A 13,832-nucleotide genomic window follows, 5' to 3' on the forward strand; every position below is an offset into this window, starting at 1 on the left:
GGCGAGTTATCTCCTGTGGGTGCGCCTATGGGCGGCGATGGCCTCAAAATATCGTCCCCAATACCCGCCAGGTGTCGAGGACGATCGGCACGCCGTTCATCAGGGTCGAGGACGAGGGGAACTGTACGAACTCGCCTTCGCCGCTCTGGCCGACGTTCTCTAGATAGTAGACCGCGGGCGCGCCCGGCATCTGCTTGCCGAGGCGTTTGAGGTAGGCGAAGTGCTCGGTCGAGAACTCGTCTTCTCGCGTGACGATCGCCAGGATTCGCCCGCCGAGCCCGCTGATGTCCGACGCCTTGCCGAGCAGCACGTGCCCTTTGTCGCGGGCGACCGGGAAGGCGCTGTCGCCAACCACGCCGGCCGCAGCCAGAACTTGCCCCAACACGTCAGAGCACAGTGCAGGAACGGCCTCGTCGTTGGATTTCGGCGGCGCCGTCTCGTCAAACAGGACGCCGATGACCTTGCTCAAGGTCGAGCCGCTGCGCTGCACGAAGTGCGTCGGCGGTACGCGCGAGTTGGTCGACGGCATGGATTCCAGTGCGATCCGGGTCGTGTCAGCCGGATCGATTCCGACCCGGCGTGCGTAGGTTCGGCCGGCGGTCTGGATCACCGCGAGGTCGCCGTTGCGCACCTCCGCCCCGATTGAGACGATGAGCGTCTGACCCGGGAAAGCCACCAGGCCTAGGGTCGGCGCGCGCAGGGTGAAGAGCGAAACATCGCCGAGCCCGGCCAGATCGTAGGTCTCGATGGCGTCTTCGATGGCGGAGAGGCGGGCGCCGCGTTCGCGCGCGGCCAGCCGCCCGATCACCGAGATCGGCTCGGCGGGCAATGGGATGATGACGGGGTCCGGCGGCGCTTGGCGCACCTCGGCCACGGCCTGTTCCGGCGGCAAGCGGCCCATGAAGCGCGCGTAGGCCAGCCAGCAGGCGTCGAGGGCGGCGAAGACCTCCTCGAAGTTGACCCGCACCGTTTCCGCATCGACCGGGGTGATTTGATCGGCGCGGCTGTGATGGGCCTTGTTGATCACGTCGCGGAACGGCGCGCCAGCGCGAAGCGCGGGCAGTTCGATGAGCTTCTTGAAGGGCTCTTCGTTGAAGGGACGCTCGCCGCGATTGCGCGCGTTGGCGACCCGGCCCAGAAGGTCGTTCAACGTCGGATCGCGCAGGACCGACGGGTCCGACGCCAAGAGATCCCACATCTTGATCTCGATGCGGACACGGACCGGGTGCACGAAGTCGCGCGCCAGGCCGACGTTGTTGGGATCCTTGGTCCAAAGGTCGCAGCGCGCGCGCACCTCGTCGGTGACCGGTGCCAAGCTGACCGTGCACTTGCTGGTCGAGATTGCGGAAAATTCCCAGACCGCCGTGCGGGGCCCCGCCGCCGCGGAGGCGGGGGACGCGGGATGGGCTGCGACGAACGCTTCGATGGCCGGGATGAACCCAAAGTCGTTGCTGACCACGATCGGGTTCAAGCCCGCGCCGATCAGGTGCGGGATGGTCGCGGCCAAGTTGGCCACATTGGCGGGATCGAGCAGATCCTGAGGGTCGTCCATCAGGAAGGTCGACAGCCCCCCCGTCCGGTCCCAGACCTGCTGCCAGAGGGCGATCACGAAGGAGGACAGATAGGCGCGCAGCGCCGAGGCGTTCATCACATGGTGTGCCTCCACCAGGTGCTTGCCCTGCGAAGCCAGGAACGTGAAGCCGTCGCCCTTCTTGCGATCCAGGCCCGAATAGGTCGGGGCCTGGAGGAACTGGGCCTTATACATCCGACGGGCCCAGGTGTTGGCCTGCCCGTCCAGCGCGGTGATCAGGCCGGTGACCTGATCATGGACCAGGGCCGGGAAGGCCATGAACGGCTCCACCGCCTTGGCCGCGCGATCCAGCTTGGTGATCCGGGTGCATTTGGCCTCCCAGAGCTCGCAGGTCTGCTTAATCTGCGCGAGCTGGCGGCGAATGCCGGCGAACACCCGCGCCGCTTCTAGATAGCCGCTGAGGACGGTCAGCTGCCCGTGGATGGAGCGTTCGTTCGCGGCGACCGCGTCCTCGGGATCGGCGGATTTCAACACTCCGGTGACCAGGGAGCGGGCGAACTCCGCGTGTTCGCGGCGATACCGCGCGAGCATGATCGCCCGTCGGATGGTCTTGATCTTCGCCCTGAGGCCTTCGTTGTCGGGGATCTCCGCCGGCAGGGCGGCGGTGGGCAACGGCGGCCGCGCCGGCGCTGCCGCGCTCGCCTTTTTGCAGAGTGCCAAAACGTGCGCCGCCATCGGCTTCAACGCGGCGGGGAAGTCCGACTGCGCAAACATCTCCTTCGACAGAGCGGTCTCGTAGATCGACGACAGGTCGTCTGGGACCGTTTCGTCGAGGAAGGGCTGCAAGGCGGCGGGGAGCCGGCGGCGCAGGTCGGGCAAGGCGTCCCGCTCCCACTCCGCCACCGTCTTCAACAGCGCGGCGTCCGCATTGCGCGCTTGCTCAAGGGCGTCGGCGACGGACCGGTCCAGGAGCGCGTCCTGCGGGATGGCGCCCGGCTGCGTCAGATCACGCTCGCAGACGGGACAGGCCGTAAAGGGATGGCCTGGGTGGGCGTCGTCGTGCCAGCGCGCCACCAGACCGTAGAGGCGCAGTCGATCGGCCCGGTCTGCTTGGGACAGGGTCCGCACGAGCGCGTCCGCCTCGCCCTCGAGCGTGGCCAGCACCGCCTCGCCCTCGGTGAGCACTTCGTCGGTCAGTTCGCCGAGGCGGCCGGCCAACTGGATCGACGGCAGGCCCTTGAGCGCCGCGTTGCTTGTGCAGTGCTCCGCGTTCTTCAGGCCTTCGGCGAACCGGCGGATTTCGACATCGGTCGTCAACGGCGGCAGGGATCCCAGAACCAAGGTCGCATCGCTCGCGGTGCGGTCCTCGACCGCTTTCAGGCGCGTCTCCGCCTCGGTGAGGCCAAGCGACCAAGCCTTCGGATCGGCGTCGTTCGGGAGGGCGACGCAATCGAGCTTCGGCAGGCCCTCGCCATCCTTCAACAGATCCTCAAGGGTCTGCTTCTGCAGTGCCGCCGTCTTCTCCGCGGCCGCCTTCTCCTCGCGCGCCTGCTTCGGATATTTGTTGGTCAGGCGGTCATGCAGCCGCTCGCTCCGGGTCCCGAAGTGCGCGAGGGGGCGAAGCCCGGTCAGGGTCGAGACCGCGAGGGACAAGGTGGTCTTGTCGTCGAACCGCGTGGCCGCCGCGATCCCCGGCATCAAGGTGCCGACCTGCAGCGCCAACTCGGAGAGGCCCAGGTTCTCTAGGCCGGTCGCCACGGTCTTGAACGCCTTCTTCCCGTCGCGTTGCAAGTGGCGCTCGACCTTGACCTCGCGACCATCGGCCAGCGACTTGAAGGTCAGGCGGACCCAGGTGTCGACCTTGGGCGTCCCATCAACGGCGATCAGCTCCGCCTCGGTCGGGATCGGCACGATCGCCGGCAGCTCGAATCCGGGCGGCGGGACACCGTCGGCGCCGAGCGGCCCATCGACCTGGACGGTCAGCACCTCGTGCAGTGGCGCGGGCAGGCCTTGGGAGTGGTGGCCGAGTCCGGTCAGGCACCAGCAGACGGCGCTAATCAGCGAGGTTTTGCCGGCGCCATTGAACCCTCGAAAGAGCGTTGCGCTCGCCGAGAGCGACAGCTCGAACGGCTTCGGGTCCTTGCCCGCCTCCTCGCAGTGGCGGTGCAGGCCACGGAACCGGTGCGCCTCGATGCTGACCAACTGCCACTTCTGCGCTGTGGACGCGGCGCGGCTGGGAAGAGCGGTGGCTTTCGGCGCACGGTCGAGCGCCTCCAACACCTTGTCGATCTCGCCATCCTGAATGGCGGTGTCCTTGTCCGGATTCCAGTAGGCGCGACGGTCTTGGTTGTAGAAGGACAAGATCGCGCGGGAGTCCACGACGCTAAGGCTGAAGCCGCCGCCGCCCGACACTTGCAAGGTTTCGCCTGCGATCAGCCTTGCGATCACCTCATCGAGCGTAAGATCAGCAATATTGTGGGCCATGGCGACCGCCTGCGATTTCGTCGGCGACGCTTATACAGGGTTGTAGTGACGCGACGCCACACCACGATCTCTTCCAGGCGCGAAAGATAGGTGCCACCTACGGCCTATCGCCAAGGGGCGGCGGCGGTACACCGTCATTTTAGCGCCCAGCTGAACGTCGGGCTTCCGTGTCCGCGCCGACTTCCGCTTTGAGTCAGGTCCGCCGTTCTGCAGGCTCCCTCTCCAACGCGCCGACCTGCTCGCCGACGAGCGGACATTCCCAAGTTCAGCGATGAGTCAGGACGGGTCGTCGGGAAAATCAGCGAACACCTCCCCCTTTAGGAGACGCCCTTCCGTAAGTCGCTTAGCCAATAGTTCGACAAACGCCGCATATCGTTCCTGCCCCTTCGCGGCAGCCGCGCGATCCTCAGCTGAGGACATCGCCGGCGTGATCTTCAACCAGGTCTTCACATAGAGAGCCACCGCCTCGGTCACGATCGTGACGTCACGTTCGATCCGGTCGAGTTGACGAGACAAGCGGTCTAACCGACGCGTCATCGCCGCCTCTGCAGCCTCAGCAGAATCCGGAGACAGGTACGACTCGATCGCGGCCCTGGTGATCTCCGACTTGCCCCGCCCTGACCGGTCAGAAAGAGCGTCGAGCTTGCGAATGGTGTCGGGTGGGAGAAAGACCTTAGTGGGGATTTTCACGAGTCACCGCCCAAGGGAATGCCGTCGTCCTGATCCATGGCGGTCTGGCGCGCGACGCCCGTGAAGCGCCGCTGCATTTCCCTTCCCTGCTGCAGTTCGTCCCCGTCGGCCTCCGGCTCAGCGTCGATCGGATCAGCTGCTGGATCGATTGACCGGTGCTCATGAACCGCCAGCTCCGGCTCCTGTTTTAAGCCGCCATCGTCGGCGCCGGGTTTTGCCAGGGGGCCCGGTGCTCCCGAAGCCGTCGCCACGACCGCCCATGGAGGCGGGCCGCTGGCCAGCGGACGCTGATCGACGCTCGCGATCGGTCGCAAACGTCCGGCGAGACGCGTGTCGGCGTAGTAGCGGATCTTCCGCGCCCTAATGGGCGGCGCGCCTGCGACCAAGACGATGGCGTCTTGCGGTGGAAGCTGCATAACTTCACCCGGTGTCAGCAGCGCTCGCGCCGTTTCCTGGCGCGAGATCATCAAATGTCCAAGCCATGGTGAGAGCCTATGGCCCGCATAATTCTTCATCGCCCTCATCTCTGTGGCGGTGCCCAAACTGTCGCTGATCCGGCGCGCCGTGCGCTCGTCGTTCGTCGCGAAAGCCACGCGTACGTGGCAGTTGTCCAAGATGGCGTTGTTGGGCCCGTACGCTTTTTCGATCTGATTCAGCGACTGGGCTATTAGAAAGGCGCGGATTTTGTAGCCGGCCATGAACGCCAGCGATGCCTCGAAGAAGTCCAGGCGCCCTAGCGCCGGAAACTCGTCGAGCATCAGCAGCAACGGCCGGCGCGAGCGCGACGCCTCAAGGCCTTCGGTCAGCCGTCGGCCGATCTGGTTTAGGATCAGGCGGATCAGCGGCTTGGTCCGGCTGATGTCCGACGGGGGCACCACCAGATACAGGCTGACCGGCTTGTCGGCCTCGACCAAGTCAGTGATGCGCCAGTCGCAACGTGACGTCACAGCCGCCACGACCGGGTCGCGGTAGAGGCCGAGGAAGCTCATCGCGGTTGAGAGCACTCCGCTGCGTTCGTTGTCGCTTTTGTTCAGCAGCTCTCGGGCTGCGCTGGCGACGACCGGGTGGACCCGGTCCCCGAGGTGCCGGGTCGTCATCATCACCCGCAGCGTGGCCTCGATTGATCGAGCCGGGTCGGCCAGGAAGTTGGCGACGCCGGCCAGGGTCTTGTCGGGCTCGGCATAGAGAACGTGCAAAATGACGCCGACGAGAAGGCTGTGGGACGTTTTCTCCCAGTGATTTCGGCGCTCGAGCGCCCCTTCCGGATCGACTAAAATGTCGGCCACGTTTTGCACGTCTCGGACTTCGGTCGGTCCGGGGCGCACCTCGAGCAAGGGATTGTAGGCGCTGCTCCCGGCGTCAGTCGGGTCGAAGCGAAGGACGTAGCCAAAGGCGGCCCGGGCGCCAGCGGTCAGCTGCCAGTTCTCGCCCTTAATGTCGTGGATCACCGCCGAGCCCGGCCAAACCAACAGGGTCGGCACGACCAAGCCCACGCCTTTACCGCTCCGGGTCGGGGCAAAGCACAGCACGTGCTCTGGACCGTCGTGCCTCAGATACGCCTCGCCGATCCGACCCAGCATCACGCCGTCGTCGCCCAGTAGACCGGCGGCTTTAATTTCGGCCGGCTCGGCCCATCGCGCCGAGCCATAGGTCGTCACCGTTTTGGCTTCGCGCGCGCGCCAGATCGACATACCGATTGCCGCGGCGACGCCGACAAGCGCTCCCCCAGCCGCGATGAACGCGCCGCGGGCGAAGATCGGTGGCGCATAGGCGTCGTAGACGAACCACCAGAAGAAGAAGGCTGGCGGCGGGTAAAGGCGACAGGCGCCGACAGATAGCCACGGCGGCCCGAGCGCCGCCTGATACCCCAGCTGCCACGCCGTCCACTGCGTCGCGCCCCAGACACCGCCCAGGGTCAGGGCCGCGACCACAAGGATCTGGCCCCAGAGGATTTTCGTGCCGTTCATTTGCTTGCACCATCACAGTCCAAGCCCGCGCTTTTTCCCCAGCGACCAATCCACCCCGTTCTTCGTGATCGTTCCCGTCACCTCCTGGCCGAGCCTGGACTCCAGCGCCCGGGTCCAGGGCACCAGCTGAAATCCAAGGCCGTCATCGATCATGGCGAAGCGGCCGGAGGCGAGGTCGAGGCGGCGGACGTAGACGCCCGAGACCGCCTCCCCCTCCCCGCCCGTCACGACCGTCTTGCCGCCGACTGAGAGCTTGGCCTTCGCATGGTCGAGCTCGGCGTCACGGAGCTTCGCGATCAGCTTCCGCCCCGGCTGAAACTGGCCATCGCGCATTTCGCCGAGGCCCAAGCCTACGAGGTGGTCGCGGCGGCGATCCAAGGCGCCGCGCACCTTGGCGCCGAACCCGTGCTGGGCGAGCGTGGTCGGCTCGGCGACGACGAGCTGCCTGTCCAGCCAAGTCGCCCCGGTAGCCAAGACTTGCGAGGCGATCGACAGATCGGAGCGATGGACGAGGCTCATGCTCTTGACGCCATCGGCGTCGACAGCGGATCGAACCTCCACGATCCCGCCAACGGGCGTGTCGCCTGAAGCGGCGAGATCGCGGAATCGGAAGTGGTGCAGACGGCCGTCAACGCCATCGACGACGGCATAGGCCTGCCCATTGAGTTCGTCGTGCAGCCCCCGGGCCGCCAGACGCCCGGTGACCGGCGCGTTCAGCGCCTCGCCCTCGATCACCAGGCTAGCCGGATCCCGATCAACGCCACCCTGCGCCTGATGAAGGGTCTTGATGATGTCCCCGCGCAGAGCGATCTCGCGGAGCCTGGTTTCAAGGTCTTCTGGTACGCGCCAGCGACCGGGCGCGACCTCCTCGGCCAGGCCGTAACGCTGCAGAACCTGCGCCCGTCCAATCAGACGCCGGCGGTCCTCCGAGCGGTCTCGGTCATGGGGGCGAAGATCGATATGGCCGCTGGCGGGATCGACCCTGTCGCGCAGGCGACGGTCCAGGCCGGTCCAGCGTTCGGCCTCGATCTCACGATCGGCGGCGGCGGCGATCTCCAGCGCCGAGCGCGGCCCGAGTTCTTGCGTGACCAACTGCTTGGCCCGCTCGCGCAGGCCGAAGGTCATGTAGTCTCGGTCGATCACCAGATCGCGACCATCTTCGGCAACGCCCCGCACCAGTAAATGGACGTGGGGATTGTCAGTGTTCCAGTGATCCACGGCGATCCAGTCGAGCCGCGTCCCCAGATCCTTCTCCATCTGGGCCATGAGATCGCGGGTGGTCGCGCGAAGGTCGGCCAGTTGGGCGGCGTCCTCGGGCGAGACGATAAAGCGGAAATGATGCCGGTCCGGCTCGGCCCGCTTCGCAAAGCCCTCGTGGTCGGCGACGCCGTCACGATCGAAGGACTCGCCGGCGCGGCCATCGCGTCCCGCGCCGCCTCTGCGCAAGTAATAGAGATGCGTCCCGACGCTGGCCGCTCGGAATCGCTGGCCGCGATGGCGGATGATCCGGCCCTTGACGATGACCTGGCGCTGGCTCTGTGAGCGCGGGATCGCGCGACCACGACCGAGGGACCGGACGCCGCGGCGAGGGCCAAGATCCAGACTGCCTAGGCCAGTCTTTCGCGCGGCCGCTGCGACCTCGGACGAGAAGCTGCGGATTTTTCCCGCCGCGTCGCCACCTCGATCCCGGATCCGACCAACCTTGGGTTCGAAATCGTCGTCACGCCGCATGACGGCACGCGACTACGCGGAAGGTCCCTATGAGGCCCTTGTTTTCGTGAAGAAAATTGGACTTCGAGGACCGCGACGACGTCGAGGGTCCCTGTAAAACCCGAACATCATCAAACACATAGGGGCCGAAGGTCCCTGTGCTTTTATCTTGCCTTAGGCTGATGTGGCGTTTGAACCGTCCCTGCCTCGCCTCAAGCTTCCCCTGCCAGACCTCCCAGCCCCATGATCTACTGACGGTCATGGCCGCACCGCCACCCAAGGCTTACCTGGAGCCAAAGGATCGCCGGTCCTGGCGTCGTCCGCCTCCCGCGCGACGAAGACGCCTGCTGTGCGCCAATCTGAGACTGGCCTGGCCGAGACGCCTTGGAGGCTCCCTTCCGCAATCAGGGGCGACAGTCTGCGAACGTAGCTTTGGGTTTCTCGCGGGAGCGCCGTTCCTGAAACTAGAAAGCGGGCATATCGTTCGGGGCCTGCGTTGTAGGCCGCGAGAAACCCTGGCGCGCCGAAGCGATCATACATTCGACGCATGTACGCCGTGCCCGCCAGGATGTTGGCGCGAGGCTCGAACGGATCGTCGCCTAGTCCCAAGTCGGCCGTCAGATCGCGCCACGTGGCGGGCATCAGCTGGAGCAGACCCATCGCGCCCTTCGCCGACACCGCCGACGCCTGCCCGCCGCTCTCCTGCTGCATAACCGCGTAGATCCACGCGGCGGGAATGCTGAAACGGCCCGAAGCCTCATCGACGGCGGCCGCGATGGTCTCACTGCGGCTGACCGTTGGTGCGGGCGACGCAGGCGTCGCCGCCAAGCCGACCATGAGCGCGGCCAACGCCGAACAGATCGAGGCGGACGCGCGCGCGGCGCGCGGAGTCCTGACGATCATCTCGGTGACAACAAGCATGCGGCCGTGCTCGTCGCCGTCAAGGGCAAGGCGCGTCCCGCGCCGGCCTGGCGGCCGCCCTTGACCGCGCCTGCGCGCGACCGCCGACGTCGTCTTGACCGGGACGAGGAAAGGACCGGCAAACCGACCGAACAAGGAAAGGAACGGGCGGTCGGTCATCGCCGCGCCTCCCAGGTCCACAGGGGGAGCGCGCCGCCAATCACCTGGCGCGCCGGCATTGGGCCGAAGTAGCGCCCGTCGAGGCTGTTGGGAGCGTGGCGGTTGAGAAGAAACACCTCGCCGGCGGCAAGCTGTCGGCACTCCTGGTAGGCGGGAAGCGTCCGGCCCCAACGGTCTTTCGGTCGGATGCGGGCAAGGGTTTGGCCGTCGATCGACAGGGCATCGCCCCGGCCGCAGACACGCTGGCCGCCAACGGCCGCCACTTCCTTCAGCAGCGGAACATTGGCCGGCAGGTAGCCGCGCCGCGCCATCCAGTTCGCCAACGAAGGGGGCGGTGAGACCGCCGCCAGCTGCCCCTTGGTGTAGCGCCCTGGCGTCAAAAGATAGAAGCCGATCGGCGCGCTGGTAGTGGTGTTGAAGAGCAGACGCGGCGCCGGTCGAGCGCCCGGTCGAAGCACCAGCATGCAACCGATCGCGGCCGCGACGGCGACGGGAACCACGCGGCGGCGGTTCATTGGAAGATACCCCGGCGCACGGTGAAGGCGCGATGACGGGCGCGGTCGTAGGCGCGTGCAGGCAAGCCCACGCCGACCCGGGCGCCGACGTGACGCCAATAGTCCGGCGCGGCCCGATGCGGCTGGACGCCAATCCGCTCGACGCTGTCGATGGCTTCCAGGACTGCCTGGACCTTCGACCAGCCGTGGATATCAAGCAGGATCTCGGCGCCCGGGGCCACTTCGGGATAGGTCGTAAAGGCCTGGCCTGGGCGCACCGCGCGCAGGATGGCGATCCGGGAGTCTACAGTCCCATAGGACTCCGCGCGCCAGCGGACGAAGGCGAAAACCTCGCCGGGCGCGAACATCACGGTGCGACGGCGACGATCGTGGACCTCTTCAGCCGCGATCTGGCCAAAGCGAATCCAGCGCTCGATCCGCTTGGCAAGGAACACCAGATCGACGCGGGTCAGGCCGGAGTTGGCGCGCTCAGTCATCGCCGCGCCGCCCGGTATAGGCCGGCGCGACGGCGGCGTGGGCCTGGGCCGGCGGCGTCGCCACGGCGTCACGATCGCTGGTCGAGCGTCGCACGCCGCGTCGCGACCAGTCGTTCAGGTCGCTCAAAGCGTAGAGGATGCGCCCGCCGTTCTTGCGATAGACAGGCCCCGTGCCGTAGCAGCGGTGCTTGGCCAACGTCGCCGGGGAAAGGCGCAGATGCTTGGCGGCTTCGGGAGCCAACAGGAGACGCTCGGGCGACGGCTCATCGATCTGGGACATGACCTGATCCTACGAGAGCCGCCGGAAAGCTCCGGACATCGGGCGGCGGCTCCAGGAAAGGCTGGCGCACCAGGTCGTCGATCAGGGATGGCGAAGGCAGGGAGGGGGCCGAATTCGCCCCGGCTAGAATCCGGCCCGCAGCAGGCGGAGGTAGCCGCCCGACATCAGGGCGCGCCCTCGACGGACCAGGCGCGCGGTGACGTCGCGGATGGTCGATGTGGCGAAGCCAGGTCCCTCTGTCTCTTCGGGGCCGAAGAGCTCACGGGCGATGTCACGGTGGGTGCGGTCCCTGAGCGTCGCATCCAGCGCGAAGAGGCAGCGCGCGAGGCGCTCCTTTTGCGCCGTGTTGAGGCGCGAGGCCGGCGGCGCGTCGGTGAAATCGGCGCGGCGCAAGGCGTCGACGGCGCGGACCCGGAGGTTGAAGTCCGCGTCATAGGCCATAACCACCATCAGCGGGCCGCCAGCCGGAGCGTCTCCACGCAGCAAGACCTGCAGTCCGCTCGGAAGACGGATGTGGCGCCCATCCTCGCCATGATGAATGTCGGATCGCGCCAGGGGCAGCGACCGTGGTTTGCCAAAGGATGCGCGCTCCACCGGCACGACCAGACCTGGCGCGACGTCTTCGCGCCAGATGACCTTGCCCTCGTCGGCGGACAGATCAGGGTCGGCGGGCGCAGCCAGACCCCAGCGTCGATCTAGCCGTGCGCCGGCGCCCTGAGCGCGGTCGAAGTCCACCCGATAGGCCGGGTTGCGTCGGAGAAACTCCCAGCACAGCGCTGGCGTCGTCAGCCTGACAAACGCGCGCCAGCCGCCGCCGGCGCCAGCGCTCGGCGTCCGATCCGGTCCCCGATTGGCGAGCGGCGCGGCCATGCCGACAGGGAGCCAGAGGACAGCCCCCGCGGCCCAGTTCAACCTCGGCTACGACAGTTGTGATCAGGTCAATCGGCAGCCATGCGCCAAGACACCGGCAACGATTTGCAGCGACCTGGCTGGTTCATTGCTCGGTCAACGATTGATGCTCGCCTATTAATGCGAAGCCTATTTCGAATTTTTCCATTCGATAGCTGCCGCAAGAAGCTTCTCGGCACGCGCAAGATCCTCGTCAGAGAGTCCAGCGAGTCTATCAATGAGCTGGGCAAGCGGGTCTGCCTTGCGCGTTTTTGCAGCATGGCTTCCGGTGCCAAGCAGGTCTCGCGGGTCGACCTTCAATGCGTCAGCCAGCTTATCGAGAAGCGCCAAGCTGGGAGCGGTAGTCCCTCGCTCAATCCGACCGATCGTTTCCAACGACTTTCCGATCAGGTCGCCAAGCTCAGTCTGGGTCAGGCCGGCACGCTCGCGGTAGTGGCGAACCTTGGTCCCCACTTGGCGACGCAACGACGACATACGCACAGACCCCTTCGACAACGAGGCGGTCAGTGTCGAAGCGCGTCAGCGAACGTCTAAGGATGTAATATGACCTATTTTCATAAAATATGACTTTATCTGACACATTGAATGCGGGATTCTGTGGGGCAATCTCAGGTGGACAGCCCCATGGATGGCTTTTCTTCTCCAGCGCCGACACGCCCTCACTTCGCCGGGGCGGTCGAAGCGCTCTACCGGCGATACGACAGCTGGTTTCGCGGCGTGCTGCGAAAACGCTACGGCGACCAGGCCGACGACTTGGCCCAGGAGGCATATCTGCGCGCCGCCGCGCAGGAGGCGGCGGGAGGGATCCTGCACCACCGCGCCTTCCTGCTGACGGTGGCCGATAATCTGGCCCGAGACCGCGCGCGACGATCGCTGCGCGAGGAAACCCGGCGAACAGACGTGGACGCCTTCACGACCCAGTCGACCGCCGCGCCTCAAGAACATGCACTGATGCTGAAGCAAATCGTGCTGGCTCTACCGCCAGAGTTGCGCGATGTTTTCTTGCTGACCCATATACAGGGGCTAAGCTACCGCCAGGTCGCCAAGCTCCGGGATATCCCGGAGCGCCGCGTAAAGGACCGGATGCGGCGCGCCCTAGCATTGACGTCGGCGGCCATGCGGGACTAGGGCGGCGCTCCTCATGATCCATAACCGAACCAAGGACGAGCGCGTAATCCGCGAGGCGGGAGCCTGGCATGCGCTGCTCAACGACCCCCACCCTCGGCTAGACGCCGACGATCTGGAGGCCTTCTCGAGCTGGCGGTCCAACCCCAAAAACTGGGCCGAGTACGAGCGGGTCGACGACATCAGCAGGGGCGTCCGGGCGCTGCAGGATGACCCCGACATCCGCCAGGCCACCGCCGACGCGCTTGCGCGCGGGCCCGAGCGCAAGCGCATTGTCATGCGTCTTGGCACGCGCCGGGTGCGCGTGGTGGTGGGCGCGCTTGTCGCCGCGAGTGTCGTGGCGTCAATCGCGGGCGGCTACTTCGCGATGCGGCCAACCTACGCGACCGGCGTCGGCCAAACCTTCAGCGTCCGGCTCGCGGACGGCTCGCGGCTCACTCTCGACACAGACAGTCGGGTCCGCGTCCGTTTCAGTGGCGGCGAGCGCCGGATTGAACTCTTGCGCGGTCAGGCGTTGTTCGAGGTCGCCCACAATGCGCAGCGTCCGTTCATCGTCCGAGCGGGCGACACCCGCGTTCGCGCCACGGGCACGCGGTTCGAAGTGCGCAAGATCGGCCAAGATGTCCGCGTGACGCTGACCCAGGGCAGCGTTGAGATCGTCGATAGCGACGCCAAGTCGAAGACCTGGCGGTTGAAGCCCGGCGAGGCCTTGGCGTTGAAGCCTGCGGCCGCGGCCACGGCGACGCCTATCCCCGTGGATGTCCAAACCGCGACGAGTTGGACGTCCGGCGCCTTGATCTTCCAGGACCTTCCGCTCGACGAAGCCGTCGCCGAATTGAACCGCTACAGCCGCGAGAAGATGGTGCTGGGCGTCGGCGCGCCGCGCGCGTCTCGTATAAGCGGCGTCTTTCCGACTGGCGACAATGACGATTTCATCGCCGCGGTCTCATGGCACTACGGCCTGAAGGCGGAACGCAATTCGAACGGAGACATCGAATTGCAACCCAAGAGGGAACCAAAAGCCTAGCGTCATATTTTTTTCACGCGCCCACCGCCCGAGCCGCC

At 66.4% G+C, this 13,832-nt stretch carries 12 protein-coding genes; 2 read left to right on the plus strand and 10 right to left on the minus strand.

The genetic code is table 11. The features are described from left to right. Positions 1-43: 43 nt before the first annotated feature. The 10 genes from ACW173_RS24815 to ACW173_RS24860 all read right to left on the minus strand — a co-directional run bounded on the left by ACW173_RS24815 (position 44) and on the right by ACW173_RS24860 (position 12,116). The gene (locus tag ACW173_RS24815; protein ID WP_492082816.1) at positions 44-4,015 is read right to left on the minus strand and encodes an AAA family ATPase; all 3,972 of its coding nucleotides are present in this window, start codon (positions 4,013-4,015) and stop codon (positions 44-46) included. A 276-nt stretch (positions 4,016-4,291) separates the two neighbouring features. Beyond that, a complete protein-coding gene (locus ACW173_RS24820) occupies positions 4,292-4,705 on the minus strand; it encodes a ribbon-helix-helix protein, CopG family (RefSeq protein WP_492082817.1) in 414 nt (137 codons plus the stop codon). After that, complete coding sequence (locus tag ACW173_RS24825; RefSeq protein ID WP_492082818.1) at positions 4,702-6,672, minus strand: conjugal transfer protein TraG; 1,971 nt, start codon at positions 6,670-6,672, stop codon at positions 4,702-4,704. Before ACW173_RS24825 ends, ACW173_RS24820 begins: the two co-directional genes overlap by 4 nt. 12 nt (positions 6,673-6,684) lie before the next feature. Next, a complete protein-coding gene (locus ACW173_RS24830) occupies positions 6,685-8,403 on the minus strand; it encodes a relaxase/mobilization nuclease domain-containing protein (RefSeq protein WP_492082819.1) in 1,719 nt (572 codons plus the stop codon). A 237-nt stretch (positions 8,404-8,640) separates the two neighbouring features. Next, positions 8,641-9,462 carry a lytic transglycosylase domain-containing protein gene (locus ACW173_RS24835; protein ID WP_492082820.1) on the minus strand — a complete coding sequence of 274 codons (822 nt, stop codon included), beginning with the start codon at positions 9,460-9,462 and terminating at the stop codon, positions 8,641-8,643. Continuing rightward, positions 9,459-9,977, minus strand: a complete 519-nt coding sequence (locus tag ACW173_RS24840) for a S26 family signal peptidase (protein WP_492082821.1) — start codon at positions 9,975-9,977, stop codon at positions 9,459-9,461. The genes ACW173_RS24835 and ACW173_RS24840 overlap by 4 nt, the downstream gene beginning before the upstream one ends. After that, the gene (locus ACW173_RS24845) at positions 9,974-10,453 is read right to left on the minus strand and encodes a DUF2840 domain-containing protein (RefSeq protein WP_492082822.1); all 480 of its coding nucleotides are present in this window, start codon (positions 10,451-10,453) and stop codon (positions 9,974-9,976) included. Before ACW173_RS24845 ends, ACW173_RS24840 begins: the two co-directional genes overlap by 4 nt. Continuing rightward, positions 10,446-10,733 (minus strand): helix-turn-helix transcriptional regulator, encoded by a 288-nt coding sequence (locus tag ACW173_RS24850; protein WP_492082823.1) that lies wholly within the window; start codon positions 10,731-10,733, stop codon positions 10,446-10,448. The genes ACW173_RS24845 and ACW173_RS24850 overlap by 8 nt, the downstream gene beginning before the upstream one ends. A 123-nt stretch (positions 10,734-10,856) precedes the next feature. Then, positions 10,857-11,603, minus strand: a complete 747-nt coding sequence (locus ACW173_RS24855) for a DUF2285 domain-containing protein (RefSeq protein ID WP_492082824.1) — start codon at positions 11,601-11,603, stop codon at positions 10,857-10,859. A gap of 168 nt (positions 11,604-11,771) precedes the next feature. Then, positions 11,772-12,116, minus strand: coding sequence for a helix-turn-helix domain-containing protein (locus tag ACW173_RS24860; protein WP_492082825.1), 345 nt, complete (start codon positions 12,114-12,116; stop codon positions 11,772-11,774). A gap of 150 nt (positions 12,117-12,266) precedes the next feature. On the opposite strand from ACW173_RS24860, the gene ACW173_RS24865 reads away from it, so the two are divergent. Together ACW173_RS24865 and ACW173_RS24870 are read left to right on the plus strand one after the other, a co-directional pair. Continuing rightward, on the plus strand, positions 12,267-12,770 hold the full coding sequence (locus ACW173_RS24865; RefSeq protein WP_492082826.1) for an RNA polymerase sigma factor: 504 nt from the start codon (positions 12,267-12,269) through the stop codon (positions 12,768-12,770). Between the two features lie 13 nt (positions 12,771-12,783). Continuing rightward, on the plus strand, positions 12,784-13,794 hold the full coding sequence (locus ACW173_RS24870; RefSeq protein WP_492082827.1) for a FecR family protein: 1,011 nt from the start codon (positions 12,784-12,786) through the stop codon (positions 13,792-13,794). Positions 13,795-13,832 lie beyond the last annotated feature (38 nt).

This window comes from Caulobacter sp. ALps2 (genome assembly GCF_058681635.1).